Source organism: Candidatus Gracilibacteria bacterium (assembly GCA_041658685.1).
Classification (GTDB): domain Bacteria; phylum Patescibacteriota; class Gracilibacteria; order UBA1369; family UBA12473; genus JBAZZS01.
Map to the genome: position 1 here is coordinate 12,411 of JBAZZS010000003.1, position 18,964 is coordinate 31,374.

15 protein-coding genes and 1 pseudogene are annotated in these 18,964 nt (G+C 45.7%); 11 read left to right on the forward strand and 5 right to left on the reverse strand.

The genetic code is table 25. The features are described 5' to 3' along the window. Nucleotides 1–133: 133 nt before the first annotated feature. Together WC882_04495 and purQ are read left to right on the forward strand one after the other, a co-directional pair. Nucleotides 134–3,106 carry an AIR synthase-related protein gene (locus WC882_04495; GenBank protein ID MFA5842893.1) on the forward strand — a complete coding sequence of 991 codons (2,973 nt, stop codon included), beginning with the start codon at nt 134–136 and terminating at the stop codon, nt 3,104–3,106. Nucleotides 3,107–3,151: 45 nt separating this feature from the next. Further along, nucleotides 3,152–3,967, forward strand: coding sequence for a phosphoribosylformylglycinamidine synthase I (purQ, locus tag WC882_04500; GenBank protein ID MFA5842894.1), 816 nt, complete (start codon nt 3,152–3,154; stop codon nt 3,965–3,967). Here purQ and WC882_04505 read toward each other — a convergent pair. Next, nucleotides 3,960–4,979, reverse strand: a complete 1,020-nt coding sequence (locus WC882_04505; protein MFA5842895.1) for a hypothetical protein — start codon at nt 4,977–4,979, stop codon at nt 3,960–3,962. The genes purQ and WC882_04505 overlap by 8 nt on opposite strands. A gap of 156 nt (nt 4,980–5,135) precedes the next feature. On the opposite strand from WC882_04505, the gene WC882_04510 reads away from it, so the two are divergent. The 9 genes from WC882_04510 to WC882_04550 all read left to right on the forward strand — a co-directional run bounded on the left by WC882_04510 (nt 5,136) and on the right by WC882_04550 (nt 14,756). Next, nucleotides 5,136–6,218 carry an AIR synthase-related protein gene (locus WC882_04510; GenBank protein MFA5842896.1) on the forward strand — a complete coding sequence of 361 codons (1,083 nt, stop codon included), beginning with the start codon at nt 5,136–5,138 and terminating at the stop codon, nt 6,216–6,218. A gap of 12 nt (nt 6,219–6,230) precedes the next feature. Next, nucleotides 6,231–7,181, forward strand: coding sequence for an aspartate carbamoyltransferase (pyrB, locus tag WC882_04515; GenBank protein ID MFA5842897.1), 951 nt, complete (start codon nt 6,231–6,233; stop codon nt 7,179–7,181). Nucleotides 7,182–7,197: 16 nt separating this feature from the next. Next, nucleotides 7,198–8,646: a dihydroorotase gene (gene pyrC / locus WC882_04520; protein ID MFA5842898.1), complete on the forward strand. Its 1,449-nt coding sequence runs from the start codon at nt 7,198–7,200 to the stop codon at nt 8,644–8,646. Further along, nucleotides 8,633–9,379, forward strand: a complete 747-nt coding sequence (locus WC882_04525; protein ID MFA5842899.1) for a hypothetical protein — start codon at nt 8,633–8,635, stop codon at nt 9,377–9,379. The genes pyrC and WC882_04525 overlap by 14 nt, the downstream gene beginning before the upstream one ends. 76 nt (nt 9,380–9,455) lie before the next feature. Beyond that, on the forward strand, nt 9,456–10,403 hold the full coding sequence (locus WC882_04530; GenBank protein ID MFA5842900.1) for a dihydroorotate dehydrogenase: 948 nt from the start codon (nt 9,456–9,458) through the stop codon (nt 10,401–10,403). 30 nt (nt 10,404–10,433) lie between these two features. After that, a complete protein-coding gene (locus tag WC882_04535) occupies nt 10,434–11,303 on the forward strand; it encodes a dihydroorotate dehydrogenase electron transfer subunit (GenBank protein ID MFA5842901.1) in 870 nt (289 codons plus the stop codon). A 64-nt stretch (nt 11,304–11,367) separates the two neighbouring features. After that, entirely contained in the window at nt 11,368–12,030 is a 663-nt protein-coding gene (gene pyrE / locus WC882_04540) for an orotate phosphoribosyltransferase (GenBank protein MFA5842902.1), read from the forward strand. Nucleotides 12,031–12,054: 24 nt separating this feature from the next. Continuing rightward, nucleotides 12,055–13,050, forward strand: a complete 996-nt coding sequence (gene pyrF / locus WC882_04545; GenBank protein ID MFA5842903.1) for an orotidine-5'-phosphate decarboxylase — start codon at nt 12,055–12,057, stop codon at nt 13,048–13,050. A gap of 92 nt (nt 13,051–13,142) precedes the next feature. Continuing rightward, nucleotides 13,143–14,756: a hypothetical protein gene (locus WC882_04550; GenBank protein ID MFA5842904.1), complete on the forward strand. Its 1,614-nt coding sequence runs from the start codon at nt 13,143–13,145 to the stop codon at nt 14,754–14,756. A 1-nt stretch (nt 14,757) separates the two neighbouring features. On the opposite strand, the gene WC882_04555 is transcribed toward WC882_04550, so the two are convergent. The 4 genes and pseudogenes from WC882_04555 to WC882_04570 form a co-directional block, all read right to left on the reverse strand. Then, on the reverse strand, nt 14,758–15,141 hold the full coding sequence (locus WC882_04555) for a hypothetical protein (protein ID MFA5842905.1): 384 nt from the start codon (nt 15,139–15,141) through the stop codon (nt 14,758–14,760). 11 nt (nt 15,142–15,152) lie between these two features. Continuing rightward, nucleotides 15,153–15,923, reverse strand: coding sequence for a 16S rRNA (adenine(1518)-N(6)/adenine(1519)-N(6))-dimethyltransferase RsmA (gene rsmA, locus WC882_04560; GenBank protein MFA5842906.1), 771 nt, complete (start codon nt 15,921–15,923; stop codon nt 15,153–15,155). A gap of 17 nt (nt 15,924–15,940) precedes the next feature. Continuing rightward, nucleotides 15,941–16,150 (reverse strand): annotated as a pseudogene (locus WC882_04565) (DUF167 domain-containing protein). A gap of 29 nt (nt 16,151–16,179) precedes the next feature. Beyond that, nucleotides 16,180–18,873: a cation-translocating P-type ATPase gene (locus WC882_04570; protein MFA5842907.1), complete on the reverse strand. Its 2,694-nt coding sequence runs from the start codon at nt 18,871–18,873 to the stop codon at nt 16,180–16,182. Nucleotides 18,874–18,964 lie beyond the last annotated feature (91 nt).

The window sequence follows — 18,964 nt, forward strand, 5'->3', positions numbered from 1 at the left end:
TCTTCAGATGATGATAAAAAGGGTTCCTTAGGGGGCCCTTTTTGAGTTGAATTTTTTCGTGTTTCGTGCTTTGATCAGGCCCGTAGTGTTTTTATTCAAAATTCATCATTTCTAATTTTTAATTTCCTTAAAAATGGCTCATCGAATTGAAGTGTTTTCCCGTGTGCCCGATACCCGTGCTTCCGTGCGCAGGCGCAAATTGAGTGGATTCGGGTATGGTGCTCGGATTAAAGAGGTTTTTATTGTGGATGTGTACACGCTCGACAAAGATTTTTCTCCCGAAGAATTACAAAAAATAGGCGAAGCGTTGTCTAATCCGGTGACGCAAGGATTTGCGGTGGATAAACCCGCCGAGATGTCGGCATTCGATTTTGCGTTGGAGATTGGGTATCACCCCGGAGTGACGGACAATGTTGGGCATACGGCCAAGGAGATTATCCAAGATTTGTTAAAGATTAAATTTGTGGATCCCGAAGCGGTTTATACGTCGCAGGTGACGTTCATTCAGGGTTCTCTCACCAAGGAAGAAGTGCAAACCATTGGCGAATCCATGGCTAACTCACTCATTCAACGTATTTATGTAAAAAATGCGGAAGAATTTGCCAAAGAAGGCGGGATGGGACTTCGTGTTCCTCGTGTGAAATTGCCGCATGAACCGTCCGTAGATGAGGTGAATCTTGATGTTTCGGATGAAGAATTGCAGGCCATCGGGAAAGCCGGGGTTCCGAATAAAGATGGCACGCATCGAGGGCCACTCGCGCTCGATTTGGCTTCGGTAAAAGTGATCAAAGATTATTTTGAAAAAGAAGGTCGCAAACCCACGGATGTGGAAGTTGAATCTCTTGCGCAAACCTGGTCCGAGCATTGCAAGCACACGATTTTTGCCGCGTCCATGGATGAAATTCAAGATGGGATTTACGATCATTATATCAAGCGCGCGACCAATGAAATCCGAAAAGAACGCGGGGGTAAAGATTTCTGCGTATCGGTTTTTAAAGATAATTCCGGAGGAATTGCTTTTGATGATCAATGGTTGGTCACGGATAAGGTTGAGACACACAACAGTCCGTCGGCGTTGGATCCGTTTGGAGGTTCCATCACCGGGATTGTGGGTGTGAATCGCGATGCCATTGGCTTTGGAAAAGGCGCTAAGCCGATCGCGAATCGCTATGGTTTTTGTTTTGCCGATCCCAAGGATGACAAGCCTCTTTATAAAGGCGCGAATAAGACGCAAAAGATGCTTTCCCCGAAACGCATTATGGATGGGGTGATCGATGGGGTGAATGCCGGAGGCAATTGTTCCGGGATTCCGACGCCGCAAGGATTTATGTATTTTGATGCGAAATATAAAGGAAAACCCCTTGTTTTTGTGGGCACACTTGGGTTGATTCCACGAAAAGTGTGTGGTCAAAATGGATGGGAAAAGAAAGTCAATGCCGGAGATAAAATCGTGATCATTGGAGGACGCGTGGGACTTGATGGAATTCATGGTGCGACATTTTCCTCCGAAGCCATGGACAGTGGAAGTCCCTCGACCGCGGTTCAAATCGGAGATCCGATTACTCAGAAAAAATTGAGCGATGCCGTGGTGAAAGAAGCGCGCGATCTGGATCTTTATACCAGTATTACTGACAATGGAGCCGGAGGTTTATCTTGTTCGGTTGCAGAAATGGCGAAAGAATGCGGAGGTTGTGACGTGAATCTCGACGATGTTCCGTTGAAATATCCGGGACTTGATCCGTGGCAAATTTGGATCAGTGAATCGCAAGAACGTATGACGCTTTCGGTCCCGCCGGCTAAACTCGCTGCGTTTATTGATTTGATGGAACGTCGTGGAGTGGAGACCGTGGTGATTGGAGATTTTAATGATTCTGGTCGATGCACGGTGACGTATCATGGCCAAAAAGTGATGGATATTGATTTGATATTTTTGCACGACGGACTTCCGTCCAAACATCTTGAAACCACGTATACCAAAATGGTTTACCCCGAACCCGAAGGCGCTTGCCCTAATGATTTGACCGAAACTTTGAGTATGATTTTGGCACGTCCCAATGTGTGCAGTTATGATTTTATCTCTCATCAATACGATCATGTGGTTCAGGCCGCTACGATCCTCGGGCCGGTGCAGGGTAAGGGTCGGGTGAACAGTCGCGCGTCCGTGATTGCCCCGGTGCTTTCTTCTGAAAAAGGAGTGGTTCTTTCACAAGGGTTGTATCCGCGTTACAGCGAAATCGACACGTATCATATGGCGGCGTGTTCGATCGATACCGCGATTCGTAATGCCGTGTCTGTAGGAGGCGACCTCGATGAGCTCGCGTTGCTCGACAATTTCTGTTGGTGCAGTTCGGATGAAAAAGAACGTCTCGGCCAACTCAAGGAAGCGGCAAAGGCGTGTTACGACTATGCCACGGTGTACAAAACGCCGTTTGTGTCAGGGAAAGACAGTATGTTCAATGATTTTAAAGGCTATGATGAAGAAGGGAATAAAGTGAAAATTTCTGTTCCACCCACGTTGCTCATTTCTTCATTTGGTGTGATTCCGGATTATCGAAAATGCGTGAGCTTTGATGTAAAAGTGCCCGGGGATTTGGTGTATGTCTTAGGCGAAACCGGAGAGGAATTGGGGGGAAGTGAATATTTTGATCATTTGGGCTTTTTGGGAAATCATGTGCCCCAAGTGGATGCGAAAAAGGCGTTTGAAATGTATCGAGTTTTGCAATCCGCGATTCGAAAAGGATTGGTGGCTTCTGCGGAAAGTGTGGCCATGGGGGGGCTGGGAGTTTCCTTGGCCCGTATGGCCATTGCCGGACAACTCGGCTTGGAAATTTCCTTACGCAATGTGCCGCTCAAGGATGTGAAAGATGGATTGATTCGTCCCGATTATTTGTTGTTTTCCGAATCGCAAAGTCGTCTCATCGTGACCGTAAATCCCAAGAAACAAAAAGCGTTTGAAACGTTGTTTGAGGGATTGTCGTTTGGGCTTGTGGGGGAAGTGCGTGATGACAAACGATTTATTGTAAAAGGCGTGCGTGACAATATTGTGGTGAACACGGATGTGGGGGCGTTGGATCAAGCGTATCGGTCCACGTTTAAGGGGTATTAATGGAAATTTTAGATTTTAAATTTTAGATTTTAAATTCATTAAACAATGACAAATTCATCTCAACCTTCGGTTCTTGTTCTCGCCGGTTACGGCATCAATTGTGAAGAAGAAACTAAATTTATTTCCGAAAAAGTCGGGGCCAAAGCCTCGGTGGTTCATATCAATGATTTGATCGCCAATCCCAAGCAAATGGAGGCGCATCAAATTATGGTTTTCCCCGGAGGATTTTCGTACGGGGATGATGTGGGTTCCGGAATTGCGTACGCGAATAAAGTGAAAAATAATATTTGGGACGATGTGGTGAAATTTGTGAAAGAAGATAAGTTGGTTTTGGGAATTTGTAACGGATGTCAGATCATGGCGAATTTGGGATTGGTCCCCGGATTCAATGGAGAATATGGCAAGCGTGAAATTGCGTTGTGTTGGAATGCGTCGGCGCGTTACGAATGTCGTTGGGTGGACATGAAAACCGTGAGTCAAAAATGCGTGTGGATGAAAGGGATTGAACGTTTGCATTGTCCAATTTCTCATGGAGAAGGCCGATTTTATATGGAGAAAGAGGTGCTTGAGGCGTTGAAAGCCGGGGATCAAATCGTAACTCAATACGTGAAGCCTGACGGTTCTCCTGCTAAGGGAGAATTTCCGTACAATCCGAATGGTGCGATGGAAGATATTGCCGGAGTGTGTGATCCGACCGGACGTGTGTTGGCGCTCATGCCGCACCCGGAACGCAATTGGAATTTTTACAACGAAGACGACTGGACTTTGCTCCGTGAACAAGCGGATCGCGATGGTGAAAAATTGCCCGAAGAAGGTCCTGGGGTTCAGATTTTCAGGAATGCGGTGGAGTATTTTAAGTAGAAATTTTGCGAAGTTCGAGCGAATGGCGCGTGATTGTAATACTGCCAAAATATTCAGAGCAAGTTTTCCCTGATCGATCATAGATGTGCATGATGTTTAGCACCCAGATTTCCTTGTCATTTCTTTTATATAAAGGGTTTATTTGGAAACTCCAGTGCTCATCGTTGTCGGGTTGATCTTCATTGACTATTCCTTCTGCCTTTAAGCCTTCACTTGCTTTTTCTAAAAGAGCTAATCGACTTTCTATTTCTACGTTTTTTGTATAAAGATTTTTGGGGTTGAGAAGGGCATTAATATGTTCTGGTGAAATATTAAAAATATCACTTAAATAGATACACATTTCCATAAAACCATCACATTTAACTTCAAGGGTTATGTTTGAATCCATGTGGTGGCTTTCGGTTTCTAATTCAATGGTTTTTCTCCAGCCTGCACTTAAAGAGAGTGCGTCTTTATTTAAAGTGGTTCGATCCCCATTTGGAATTTTTATTTCCCATGCTTCTCCCAGTTCTTCATCAAAAATTTCCATTGGTGTTGCTGTGTCGCAACGATAATAAAGGTCTTCCTCAAACACATCTCTTGTAGAGGCGCGCGTTGCGGAGAGTACAAGATATCCGGACTCTTCATCGTCTTCCTTGGTGTGGACATACAAAGCCATAAGATTTCCTTGAGAATCATTTTCCCATTCTACGGTTAAATCAGCCTCATGCCATTCTTCTTCTAAGAGAGTGCGATGATGAATGATGAAATTTTCAATTAAAGAAAATTCATCTTGACGATGGAGCCAGTTTCTTAGCCATCTTGTAAATTCCGCGAATGTATTAAAATATTCTTCTCCCTCAGTGGGGTAACCCTTCGTATCGTTGGCGGCTGATAGGGCGTTAATGTATCCTTCTACCGGGGCCTGGATTTCCGGGATAGCCTCTGGAGGTAATAGATGAAGGAGAGCTACTTTATGAGTGGTTTTCGGAGAGGATTCTTCTTCTTCTTGTCCTTGGGATGGGGTATCCATAAAAATAAATATCAATGGAGATGGCTGAGGAAGTGCCGTAGTTTTACTTATTTTTTTATTTTTGTCAACCCTGTACCGTTCGATGATTTTGCTTTTATCTGATTTTCTTTTACACTAACGCTTGATTTAGATTCACTATTATTAATTTTTACCTTTATGACCACTTATGCCGACTCGGGTGTGAACATTGAATTGGGCGATGATGCCTCAAAAGTGATGTATGAAGCGGCCAAGTTGACATGGAAGAATCGTGAAGGGCGGTTGGGGGAGGTTGTGACCCCGAAAGATGATTTTTCCGGAGTGCGCGTGATGAATGTGGGAGGATTGCCCGAGGGAAGCGTGATGTGTATGGGATTTGATGGGGTGGGGACCAAAGTGGAGCTCGCGGAACGGCTTGAACGGCACGATACCGTGGCTTTTGATTTGTTCGCCATGGTTTGTGATGATGCGGTGGTTTATGGCGGGGAGCCGGTGTTGATTGGTTCGATTTTGGATGTGAATTCGCTTGGGAAAGAGGGGGCCTCGTATTTGAATTTCATGAAACAGCTTGCGACCGGGTATGTCACTGCGGCCAAGGCGGCGCGTGTGGCCGTGATCAATGGGGAAATTGCAGAGCTTGGGGCGCGAATTTCCGGGTATGGGGCGTTCAATTACAATTGGGGTTCGGCGGCGATTTGGTTTGCGAAAAAGGATCGACTGTTTACCGGGGCCGAGATTAAAGTGGGCGATAAAGTCGTGACGCTTCGAGAAAAAGGGTTTCGATCGAATGGGTTTTCATTATTGAGAAAAGTGATGAAAGACAATTATGGTGAAAAATGGCATGCGGAAAAACTGGATGGAAAGTCGATGGGTGAACTGGCATTGGAACCTTCTCAGTTATATTGTGCGGCGGTGTGTGATATGTTTGGTGGATTTGCGGATGAAAAACAATGCGAAGTTCATGGTGTGGCGCATATCACCGGAGGCGGGATTGTTGGTAAATTGGGGCGTGTGTTAAAACGGGCCGGACTCGGAGTAAAATTGCCGACTCTTTTTGAACCGTGCGCGTTGATGCAACACGCGATTAAGGTGGGAAATGTGGCGCGTGACGAGGCGTATCGTTCTTGGAATATGGGGAATGGAATGGTGGTGATTGTGGCTCCCGGGGAAGAACAAAAAGCGATTGCGATTGCGGTACAGCATGGGATCGAGGCGCAAGTGTGCGGAGAAATTGTGAAGGAGCCCGGGATTGTGCTATAAATAGTGCACCCCATGATTAATTTCAAAGGAAAATCCATTTTGTCCGCCGCACAGTTTTCCAAGCGGGAAATTGAGCGCGTTTTGGAGGTGGCAAAACAAATGGAACCTTTTGCGCGAAAAGAAAAAACATCGAATTTATTGAAAGGGAAAGTGTTGGCCACGTTATTTTTTGAGCCGTCCACACGCACGCGATTCAGTTTTGAAACCGCGATGTTGCGACTCGGCGGTAAAGTGATTTCCAATTATATGATGATGGAAACCTCGTCCGTGAAAAAGCGTGAAACGTTGCAGGATACCGGGCGCGTGGTGAGTGCTTTTGCAGATGTGATTGCCATGCGTCATCCGGTTGCCGGATCGGTGGCTGAGTTGGCTCAAGGCGCGATGGTACCGGTGCTGAATGCCGGAGATGGGCCTGCGGATCATCCTACGCAGGGGTTGTTGGATTTATTTACGATTCATAAGGAATTTGGATATTTCGGCGGATTGAAATACGGGTTGGTTGGAGATCTTAAAAACAGTCGAGTGGTGCATGCGCAGTGTCAATTGCTCAAGCATTTTGGTCCGACCGGATTTAAGCCGGCTTTTATTTGTGTGGCGCCGCGCGGGTTGGAATTGCCTGTAACGATTAAAAAAGAATTGAAAGAAATGGGTTGTTCGATTCGCGAAACTGATGATTTGGAATCAGTGATTGGTGAGCTGGATGTGCTTTCCAATACGCGGATTCAAGAGGAACGATTTGCCACGAAAAAAGAGTTTGAAAAATTCCGCGGAGCGTATTCGATTTCAAATAAATTGATGAAAAAAGTCAAGAAAAAGATGATTGTGATTGATCCGTTGCCTCGCGTGGACGGGCAGTTGAAAACCGAAGTGGATTTGGATCCGCGCGCTAAATACTTCGAACAAGTCACGAATGGAGTGGCGGTGAGGATGGCGTTGATGGCGTTGGTGCTTGGAAAAGTTTAAATTTTATAAAAATTTTATGACTTCATTGCTTTTTAAAGGCGGGGTTTTGGTCACGTCAAAGGGGCAGGAGAAGATGGATATTTTAGTGAAAGACGGGAAAGTGGAGGAGATGGGGAGGGAAGAAGGAATGCGGGATGCGGGGGAGCGCACTTCGCTGCGCTCCGTGCGTGGACTTTTTATCTTTTCAAATGTCACGGATGGGCATGTGCATTTTCGGGAACCGGGAGGCACGCAAAAGGAGGATTTTGAGACCGGGAGTCGGGCTGCGGCAGCGGGTGGGATTACGACGATTTTGGATATGCCCAATAATCAGCCGTCGATTGCGTCACGTGAGACATTGGAGGAAAAACGCAAATTGATTTCAAGAAAAGCGTATGTGAATTATGGGCTTTATATGGGTGCGACTTTTGATTCGGCGACGGGCCACACCAACATTGATGAATATTTGGCATCGGATGCCGTGGCGTTTAAGGTTTACATGGGGAGTTCAACCGGAAATTTGTTGGTGGATCAGCCGTCGTATTTGGAGGAAATTTTTAAAAAAGCCTCAGAAAAGGATCGGCTCATTGTGGTTCATGCCGAGGATGAGGCGTTGATGAAAGAAAATTTAAAACGATTTTCGGGATTGGAAGACCCCACGCTTCATTCCAAAATTCGAGATGGGGAAGTGGCGTATCGTTCGGTGAAATTGGCGCTTCATTTGGCGAAAAAATACGGAACGCGTATGCACATTGCACATTTGAGTACAGGGCGAGAATTGGAGGAATTTGCGAAATTTAAGTCGGATCGAATTTCGTGCGAAGTGGCGCCGCACCATTTGTTTTTGACCGAAGAAGAACTCGCGAAACAGGGAAATTTTGCCAAAATGAATCCGCCGTTACGCACTGAGGCGGATTGCAAAGCGCTTTTGGAAGGGATTCGGTCCGGGTTGGTGGATATGGTGGCCACGGATCATGCGCCGCATACCATGGATGAAAAGAAACAGCCGTATTCCAAGGCGCCGTCCGGGGTTCCGGGGGAGGAAACGATGTTGCCGTTGTTGTTGGATGTTGTTCATCATGGAGATTTGACGCTCGAGCAGGTGGCGCGAGTGGTTTCCGAGGGGCCGGCGCGCGTGTTCCGATTGAAGTCTGGAGGAGAGTTAAAGGTGGGGAGTTCGGCGAGTTTTACAGGAGTGGATATGACGGATGAACATACGGTGGAGAATGGCGGTTTTGGCGCGCGGTATACTAAATGCGGGTGGAGCGCGTATGCGGGCCGTTTGTTGCGCGGCTGGCCGGTTTTGACCGTGGTGAATGGGGAGGTCGTGTTTCGCGATGGGGAAATTTTGGGGAAGCCGTTGGGGAGAGAAATTGAGGTAGCTTGATTTCCCCTTCCCTCTGCGGTTTCATGGACTTTTTGATGTATTTGTTGTACGATGAGGACAGGCTCATTCTTTAACCTTTCTATTTATGGCAGACGATAAAAATGTGGATGTTTACGATGATCAAGGCCCGGATTCTTCAAATTCAGATGCACGACCTTCTCGGGAAACTAAGAAAGTTCTTAAATTTGAGAAAAAACCTGAGCCTTATGAAGGTGATAATTTGCCTGATGATGGAAAGCCTTCTAACGAAGATAGTGAATCCCCGGAAAAAGACGCATCTCTTGGTGAATTGTTGGCAGCCTTGAAATCGGTTTTGGCGGGTTCAAAAGAACTTGGTTCGGAAGAGGCGGTTGAGGCTGTGGCGGACGTGGTGGAGGGCTTAAAAAAGAATTCCATTGTTTTAGGATTTGCTGAAAAATGGAATGCAAAGCCCCGAGAGGAACAAGTTCGAATTGCAAGCGATTTTACGTTATTGGAAAATTTTATAATAACGGTTTTGCCTTTGGGGCCTCTTGCAAGAATGCCTTATGATGCACGGTCCGCTTTTTTGAAAGCGTTGTTGTATTATGGCGTTTTGGAATTCAATTCGGCAGATCGCGCTACCAATGAAAAATTGATTAAAAAATTACAAGGTTCAGCCAAAACACGAGAGACGGTGGGGTTGGCTTTGGTGAGGGGAGCTGCGTTTTTGATGGGGCAAGGAGAATTGGGGGAAATCGCACACGCTTTGGTTGAGATTTTTACACGGAATCGTACGATTGCCGCGAAAGTTCGAGTGCATCTTCACAATCGAATGGTGGCGGAAATGGAGGGAGTTAAAGCTGTGGCTTAGAAGAGAATTTTCACTTTTATCCGCGTAGTGCTCGTTATATACTGAGTCCCGGTTTTAATATTCTCAAATTTTCCCTATGGATTCTTCTATTTCATTTTGCAATGTGATGTTTCCCAATCCTGTGGTTTTGGCATCCGGGATTTTGGGCGTGACCGGGAATTCGCTTAAAAATGTGGTGGAAAATGGCGCGGGTGGCGTGACCATTAAGTCTATTTGGACGCAGGAGCACAAGGGCCATCCCAATCCCACCATGTTTGGGACTCCGCATTTTTTTATCAATGCTGTGGGTTTGCCGGATGCGGGAATGGAAAAAGCGTGTGAGGAAATTGGGATTTATTTGAAATGGGCCACGCAAGAGGATGGGTCGTGCAAAGCGCCGCTCATTGCCAGTATTGTGGCCGGGAAGGCGGATGATTTTGGCGAGGTGGCGGAAAAGGTTTCGGAGCTCAAGCCGCATCTTATTGAGGTGAATATTTCGTGTCCGAATGTGGAGGATGAATTGGGAAAACCGTTTGCGTGTGGTTGTTTTTCTGCGGCACAGGTGACGAAATTGGTGAAAGAAAAAGTCGCACCTTTCGGGATCCCGGTTGTCGTGAAATTGTCTCCGAATGTGGATAACGTGGCAGAAATTGCCAAGGCGTGTGAAGATGCGGGGGCTGATGGGCTCACGTGCTTTAATACGTTTGGGCCTGGGATGGTGATTGATATTGATACGGCTCAGCCGATTTTGGCGAATAAGGTTGGCGGTGTTTCCGGGCCGGGATATAAACCGTTGGTGGTGAAGAAAATTTTTGATGTGTACAAGGCTGTGAAAATTCCAATCATTGGGACCGGAAGTGTGCTCACCGGGCGCGATGCGCTTGAGTTGATGATGGCCGGCGCCACGTTGGTGGGAGTGGGGACGGCGACGTATTATCGTGGGCCTTTGGTGTTTGGAGCCATTGCTCATGAGATTCAAGAATGGTGTGAACAAAATAATATTAAAGACATGTCTGAGGTGGTGGGGATGGCGCACCGAGTTTAAGAAATTTTAAATCATTTAAATTCCATTATTATGTCGTGTTGCTCTGAAAATGAAGGCGGATGTTGCTGTGGCGGGGAAGACATCGCCATGGGCTGGGATATGCCCCGATCCGTTAAAATCCTTGAAATCAAAGATGAAAATCCGTTTGTGAAAACCTTCACATTGGATGTGACCATGGGCGCTTTGCCCGGGCAATTTGTGATGTTGTGGATTCCTCGCGTGAATGAAAAACCGTTCAGTGTGTCGTTTGATGACGGCGTTTCTTTGCAATGTTCGATCGCAAAAGTGGGGCCTTTTACCGAAACGTTGTTTGCGAAAAAAGTGGGGGATAAAGTGGGGATTCGTGGGCCTTACGGGCAACCGTTTGAGTATGAAAAAGGCGAACATTTGGCAGTGGTGGGAGGAGGGTATGGAGCTGCCCCGTTGTACTTTTTGGCCCATGAGGCTGCGAGAAACGGGTGCATTGTGGATTTTATTGTTGGCGCTCGATCTTCGGATTTGCTTTTGTTCACTGAACGGGCCGGGTTGTTGAAAAATACGACGGTTCATATTGCCACGGACGATGGAAGTCGAGGGGAAAAAGGTTTTAATACGGTTCTTTTGAAGCGTGTTTTGGAGGAAGGAAAGAAAAACGGTAAAAAGGTGAATCGCATTTTGACGGTCGGGCCCGAAGGCATGATGAAAGCGGTTTCGAATCTCGCGCTCGAATTTGAAGTGCCGTGCGAAGTGAGCGTCGAACGCTACATGAAATGCGGATTTGGAGTGTGCGGGCAGTGCGTGATTGATGATAGTGGAATTCCGACATGTTTGGCCGGGCCGGTGATGGATCATCGGTTTGCTCGTGAACAATCGGAATTTGGGAATTACCATCGAGATGCGGTGGGGAGAAAGGTGAAATAACTGCCTCTTGTCCCGTTCTTCCAAATTGATTATTATCTTTTTGGCTTATTTTTAACCTTTTTTTATGGACTCAATTGCAGACCAGATTGCAGGTCGTTTATTGGATATTGGAGCGGTAAAGGTGAAAACCGATCCGCCGTTTACGTGGGTTTCCGGGATTAAATCTCCGGTGTATTGCGACAACCGACGTCTTATCTCTTATCCGGAACATCGCAAGGCTGTGGTTGAGGCCTGGAAAACGGTTTTGCAGGATAAAGTGGCCAAAGGTGAAATTAAGATGCCGGACGTGATTGGGGGGACGGCGACCGCTGCGATTCCGTGGGCTGCGTTTTTGGCGTATGAATTGAATTTGCCCATGATTTATATTCGGCCAGAACCTAAGGATCATGGCGCAGGCAAACAGGTTGAAGGCGATCTTAAAGCCGGACAAACGGTTTTGATTGTGGAAGATTTGATCTCTACGGGCGGCAGTTCGGTGAAAGCGGCGGAAGCGGTTCGACGCGAAGGCCCGGCCACAGTCACGGATATTTTTTCTATTGTGTCGTGGGAATTACCCAAGGCGGATCCGATTTTAAATGACGCTGGCATCAAACTCACGTATTTGACCGGTTTCAGGTCTCTTATCGGACTTGCGGCCAAACGCGGTTCGATCAAGCCGGAACAGGAGGCTGTGGTGTTGGAATTTAAAGAAAATCCACCGGCGTGGGGCGCGAAGATGGGGTTCTAATCATCCTTTTAAAATTTCTATCTTATGACAAACAAAGTTGAAGGTCCCAAAGCCAAAGGTCATTTTGCCGATCGTTTGGTGGCTGCGATCAAGGCGAAAAAGAACCCGGTGTGCGTGGGATTAGATCCGCGCCTTAAGAGTATCCCGGAATTCATTAAAGCGCGTTATATTGCACAATATGGCGAAACGCTTGCCGCGGCCGCGAATGCGATTCTCGAGTTTAATAAAGGAATTATCGATTCGGTGTGTGATTTGGTTCCGATTGTTAAGCCGCAAATTGCATTTTATGAACAATATGGTTTTTCCGGATTTTGGGCATTTGAAGAGACGTGCAAATACGCGCAATCCAAGGGTTTGCTCGTGATTGCGGATGCCAAACGTAATGATATTGGGTCCACGGCCGAGGGGTATGCGAATGCGTTTTTGGGAGAAGTGGAATTGTTTAATGGGAAAGTTCCGTCACTCGATGTGGATGCGATCACCGTGAATCCGTATCTCGGATATGATGGCATTAAGCCGTTCAATGAAGTTTGTCGCAAGCATGGCAAAGGCATGTTTGTGTTGCTCAAGACCTCGAATCCGTCGTCCGGTGATTTGCAGGATCAAGTTTTGGATGAAAAAGTGAATGAAGGGTTTGGCTCCGAGGGTCGTATGACCAATTATGAGCTTATGGCGCATTTGATTGAGTCATGGGGAGCGGAGGATGTGGGTGAAAGCGGGTATGGATTTATGGGTGCCGTGGTGGGTGCGACGTATCCGGCGCAGGCTCAGGTGATTCGTAAATTGTTGCCCACTGCGATTTTTCTCGTTCCGGGTTATGGGGCGCAAGGGGGAGGAGCGGCTGATGTTAAGCCTTGCTTTAATGCGGATGGTTTGGGCGCAATTGTGAATTCCTCTCGTGGGATTACGTTTGCGTATCAAGCTGAAAAATACGCAGGGCTCTATCAACCCGAGGCCTATGCCGAGGCGGCCAGAGCGGCGACCCTGGAGATGATTGAGGATTTGAAGGGGGTGGCGTAAAGGTTGATAAATGGCTTATGTATGCTGTCTTTGGCTTGCCTTTTTGGGTGCATGGTTTATAATCGCTTCTTCATTTTTTAAAATGAATTGGTATGAGTGGCGAGCGAGAGCTTCCGGGCATTAAGGTTTGTTTTATAGAAGATGATCCTAAGATTGTTGGAATGGAAAAGGTTTTTTTAGCGCGATTTAGTTCTTTTTTATCCGACGAGGGGCATGAAATGATTGATACGGTTCAGGGATTAAGGTCGCGTTTATCTCAATTTGGGACAGAGACGGAAGAGGCTCATCCCTTGCTGTTGTTTGTTGATTCTACGTTGAAAAAGGAGGAGAGAGTTTGTCCCGAGGAAGTTTTACGTGCTCTGATTAAGGCTCGGAGACGTGTGGCTGTTATTTTTCAGAGTGCGGCAGGATTTGAAACGGTCCAAGAGCAAGTGGATGGATGGAAAACTCAACAAAAGCCTGGAAGTTTGGGTGATTTAAGTATTGGTTATTTTGCAAAGCCTGTATCGTGTGAGACTTTTGGTCGAGTCGTTGCTTTGGCGCTGGGCCATTTGTTAAACATAGAGGTATCTGTGCCTTCAATGCAAGTAGAAGCAGAAATGGAAGAGAGGACCGCAGTTAAGTCTTCCCCTAGCGAGAAGAAAGTCCCTGTAGGGCCGATTGATGTTTTTTCTTATTCGAATTTAGGGGATTTAATACGAGCTTTGCCCACCGATGCTTCCAATATTGTTCTTAAAGGGAGTGATTCTTCTCAAGATTCTGCTGCGCGTTTTTTAGCAATGGCTCATTTATTGGATCAATTTTTAGATAAAATGCAGTGGTTGACTGGCCACTCTTGGGGCAATGATACTCAAGAGCGAACAAACTTTTCTTTTTCTGATGTGGAAAAAATGTGGTCAAGATATTTTCCTGCGGATAGAAATGAGAGTCGTCGACGTTTTTTTGAGATGATTTTTGAGGGACTTGAAGGAGCGAATATTATTGTTTCGGGTTGTGTTCATGATGTGAATAATATTTTTTCTCATTATGACGGACAGGAGCCTTCCCTTGAAGTATGGAAAAAAGATCGCAAAAAGATTGGAGACATTGTATGGAAAGGATTGAATGTTTTTAGAGAGTATTTGACTTCTCGAAATCCCGATTGTTTTTTTGAAAATCAAAATGTGGGGCAGGCTTTGGCCGCCGAGTTTTCCGAACAAGAGAATTCCGAGGGAATTTTTTTACAAAATAATCTTTCCGATGGCGAGGAGGATTTATCTGTGAATTTGCCGGCAGGAACTTTGGCCAGTATTTTTAGAACTTTTCGATCCAATTATTGGAAAGTGAGAAATCGTTGTTCAACTCCGAGTGATGCTCGAATGGAAGTGGAGGCTCATGTGGAGGGAAATGAGATTGTGATTTCATTTCAAAATAATTTGGGCCCTTTCTCGGATAAAAATTTAGAGAAATTATTTGATGAACTTTTGGGGAGTGAGCATGGGCATGGGAGCGGGACCGGGTTGAATTGGACGGCAAAAGTTGCAAAAATGGGGAAGGGAAGCATCACTTCTTATCATCGTCGAGACGATGGAAAAATTTTAGAAAAAAAGCCGGGGAGTTTGGCTGAAAAGGTGCTCGCTGGAGAAGAAGGCATTCCGCCGGTTTTGGCTGAGGGCATGAATACTCGGTTTGAGCTGAGGTTTCCGATCGTGATGGGAAGAAAATAGATTATTGTTCCGGTCTAAGAGGAATTCCCATGAGGATGAATTCCATTACATTGATAATATTTATTAGTCTTATTGAACTCCTTCCGTTCATTGCTTTGTTTAGAAGATCTTGAAATATAATGTTGTTTTCGTCTAAGTGTAATAAAGGTGTTTGTTTAGGATCATAAATGGCATGGCAAGTGAGATCTTCTGTTTGTAATTTTCGGATTCGAGCTAGTTCTCCTAAGAGTTCTGCTTTAAATTCTTCTTTTTTGGCTAATGAGTAGATGAATAAAATTAATTCTTTATTATCTGGGATTATTTTTTCTGCAGTTTCAAGTAATCGTTCTTCTTCCGGGGAACGAGGGGGATCCTCTTCGTTATTTTCTGTTAAGCCTTTGCTCATTGAGCTCTATCTTAAGCCAAAAATTCTACCCATTCAAGTAAATTTAGTTCTTCGGCGCGCGCATTTTCACTCAAGCCCATTTCTTTAAATAACGTTTGGAGTTTTTCTTTTGGTAGCACGGTTTCGAGATTTCGGATCAATTTTTTGCGCTTGTGGGCAAACCCGGCGTGCACAAGGATGAAAAAACGGCGGATGTCTTTTTCAGCCAAGGGCGGTTCATTTATTTTAATATGCAGGATGGCGGAATCGACTTTTGGGGGTGGAGCAAAATGACTTGCGGGAATGGTCGCGATTATTTTTGGCGTGCCAAACAGTTGGACTTGAATGGCAAGAACACTGAGATCCCCAGGTTTGGCACAAATTTTTTCAGCGACTTCTTTTTGCACGAGCAATGTGATGCTTTGGGGGCGTTGATTTGCGGGTTGTTCGCGTAAAAAGTGATTGATCAACGGCGATGTGATGTAATAAGGGATGTTGGCTACGATATGGTATGGCGTTTTTGGTGGAGTAAAATCGAGGGCATCGCCTTCAATGATTTTTACGTTTTTCTTTGATGCAAATTGAGCCGTGAGTCCCTGGATGAGGTCGCGGTCGAGTTCGATGGAAGTTAAATTTACTCCCTTTTTTCCCAAGGCATGGGTGAGTACGCCGTGTCCCGGGCCAATTTCAATCACCGTGTCATCTTTTTTAACGCCTGAGGCCTCGACGATTTTTTGAAGCGTTGAAGTATTGTTGAGAAAATGCTGGCCCAGATATTTTTTCGCACTATGAGGAGAGGTCATTCTTTATCGATTTTAATGAGTTTGAGAGCATCGGTTTTTCCGCTGAGAATCGAGATGGCGTTTTTGGGAACGTTGTAATGCTTGCCGAGAAAATGAATGAGTTCTTTGTTGGCTTTTCCTTTTTCCGGAGGCGCGGCCACACGGATTTTAAGGGTGCCGTCCGCCAGGGTGTCGATGAGTTCTGTTTTGGGGCTTTTGGGAAGGACTTTGATGCGGAGATAGAGCATGGGAAATTAGAAATTTTGAATTTTAGATTTTAAATTGAAATGCGAGAGAATAATTTTCTTATTTCTTCCACGACAATAATTGTAAAAGCGGCGAGAGCGATGAGGCCCCATTCTTCCAGCGAAAGGCCGGTGGTGTGCAGGAATTTTTGAAAAAATGATATTTGTACAAAGGCGATCACGGTTAAAATTGAAATCAACACCGCCCCTAAAAGCCATCGATTTGTAAGCATCCCCATTTTGAAAATAGAATGATGCGTACTACGGGCGTTCCATGCATTGGCCATTTGGATGAATACGAGAAGGGCAAAAGAAGAAGTGGAAGCTTTTAAATAAATTAAATTTTCCGTATCGAGCGGTTCTCCCCAATGCCATCCGTAGCGATGGAGGATCCAGAAATACATGCTGATTACAATGACTCCAATCCATATTCCAACGTAGAAAAAACGAATTAAGAATTCTTTTTTGATGATGTGTTCTTTTTGAGATCTTGGGGCTTGTTGCATGAGTCCGGATTCGGGTGGCTCTACTCCGAGGGCGATTGCGGGGAGTACATCGGTTCCAAGGTTTATCGCAAGAATTAAGATTGCGGTGAGCGGAGCCGGAATATTGAGAATAATGGCGGTGAATATGGTGATCAATTCCCCAATGTTTCCGGAAAAAATATAAAATACGAATTTTTTGAGATTGTTGTAAACGGTTCGGCCTTCTTCTATGGCGGTGACGATCGTGTTAAAGCTGTCGTCTGTGAGAATCATGTCTGCGGCTTCTTTGGAAACATCGGTGCCCGTGATGCCCATGGCCACGCCAATGTCGGCTCGTTTTAACGCCGGAGCGTCGTTGACTCCATCACCGGTCATGGCCACGATTTCGCCGTTTTTTTTGAGTGCGTGAACGATCTTAAGTTTGTGCTCCGGGCTTACTCTTGCAAAAACAAAGTCATAGTCTTTTTGTTTGAAAAGTTTTGTCAATGAAGATTCGGAAATGTTTTTGAGTTCGTCTCCGGTAATTATTTTAATTTTTTTTCGTGTCAGAATTTTTAATTCTTTGGCAATGGCGTACGCGGTTTCACCGTAGTCTCCGGTGATCACAATGATGCGAATTCCGGCTTCATGTGCCAGCCTTACCGCTTCATAGACTTCGGGCCTTGGCGGATCGATCATGCCCATGAGCCCGATGAAAACCATGCCTTTTTCAATTGATTTTTTGTCGCAGCCTTTTTTGATTTTTGGTAATTCCGTAGCTTTGAGCGGACGTTCGGCAAACGCGAGGACACGGAGTGCACGGCCGGCCATGAGTGTATTCATAGACTCAATTTCTTTTCGTTTTTGAGGAGTGAGAAGAACCACTTTCCCTTTTTCATAAACGTGTGTGCAAATTTTCAACACTTCATCGGGGGCGCCCTTGAGATGCACCGTCACTTCGTGTGTTTTTTTCTCTTGATCGAGAGTGGTCATCATTTTTCGATTGGAGTCAAAAGGGAATTCATACAGTCGTTTGTAAAATTGATTCATTTTTTCCATCGTGAATGAGGCTTTGGCTGCGGCGGTGAGCAGTGACCCTTCGGTGGGATCTCCGATGATTTGCCATGTGTTTTTTGTGCGAGTAAGGGTGGCGTTGTTGCATAAGACTGCGGTGCGACAAAGGGGCTCGATTTTACTTAAGTGTTCGATATTGCTCCATTCCCCGACGGGAGAATAGCCGGTGCCTTTTACGGTTATTTTTTCGCCCAAGAGATAGACTTCAACCACCGTCATTTCGTTTTTGGTTAGGGTTCCGGTTTTGTCAGAGCAGATGGTGGTCGTGGAGCCTAGCGTTTCCACGGAGGAGAGTTTTTTGACAATTGCGCGTTTTTTGGCAAGGCGTTGGACGCCGATGGCGAGAGCGATGGTGATGGTGGCCGGGAGACCTTCGGGTACGGCGGCGACAGCCACGGAGGTTGCAAATAACAGAGAAGAAGTGAATGCTTTTCCTTGTAAAATCCATCCGGTCAAAAATAGGATCGAAGAAATAACCAGTGTGATTTTTCCAACAAAAATTCCAATTTTAAGCAGTTCTTTTTGTAGCGGACTTTTATCTTTTTTAGTGTCTTGGGTGAGATGCGCGATTTTGCCGAATTCGGTGTTCATGCCGGTGCTTAGAACTACGGCGTGTGCGGTGCCGTGAGTGACCGAGGTTCCCATGAAAATTTGTGTTTCATGGGCTTGATACGCCGGATTTTTTTCATTTATGGCAATGACATTTTTGATTGCGGGAGTGGATTCTCCGGTGAGCGCGGATTCATTGACTTCGAGTTCATTTTCTTCGAGAAGTTGGGCGTCGGCCACAATGTTGTCGCCTTCATTTAAAATAAGAATATCACCGGGTACGACTTGTGAAGCGTTGATTTGGATGACTTTTCCGTCACGCAGGACGCGGGCGCTGGGGGAAAGCATTTTTTGTAGAGCTTCGAGTGCTTTTTCCGCTTTGAATTTTTGAATAAATCCAATCATGGCATTGAGCACCACAATAAATAAGATCACACTTGCGTCTATGGGTTCACCTCCGATGCCGGCGATGATTGCCGCAAAGATTAAAATAATCACCATAAGGTCTTTGAATTCCTCTAAAAACAAAACGATGAGCGGCTTTTTATGATGTTTTTTTAGAATGTTGGGGCCGTATTGCAAAAGTCGGGCTTGCGCGTCTTTGGAGGTGAGGCCGGAAGGGGAGCTTGAATTTGGCATTGAGCAGTGAGGGAGGAGATTTTGAATTCATGAAAATTATACACGAAAATCATTGGGAATTTTGTGGATAAATTTGGTGTCTCAGTGAATA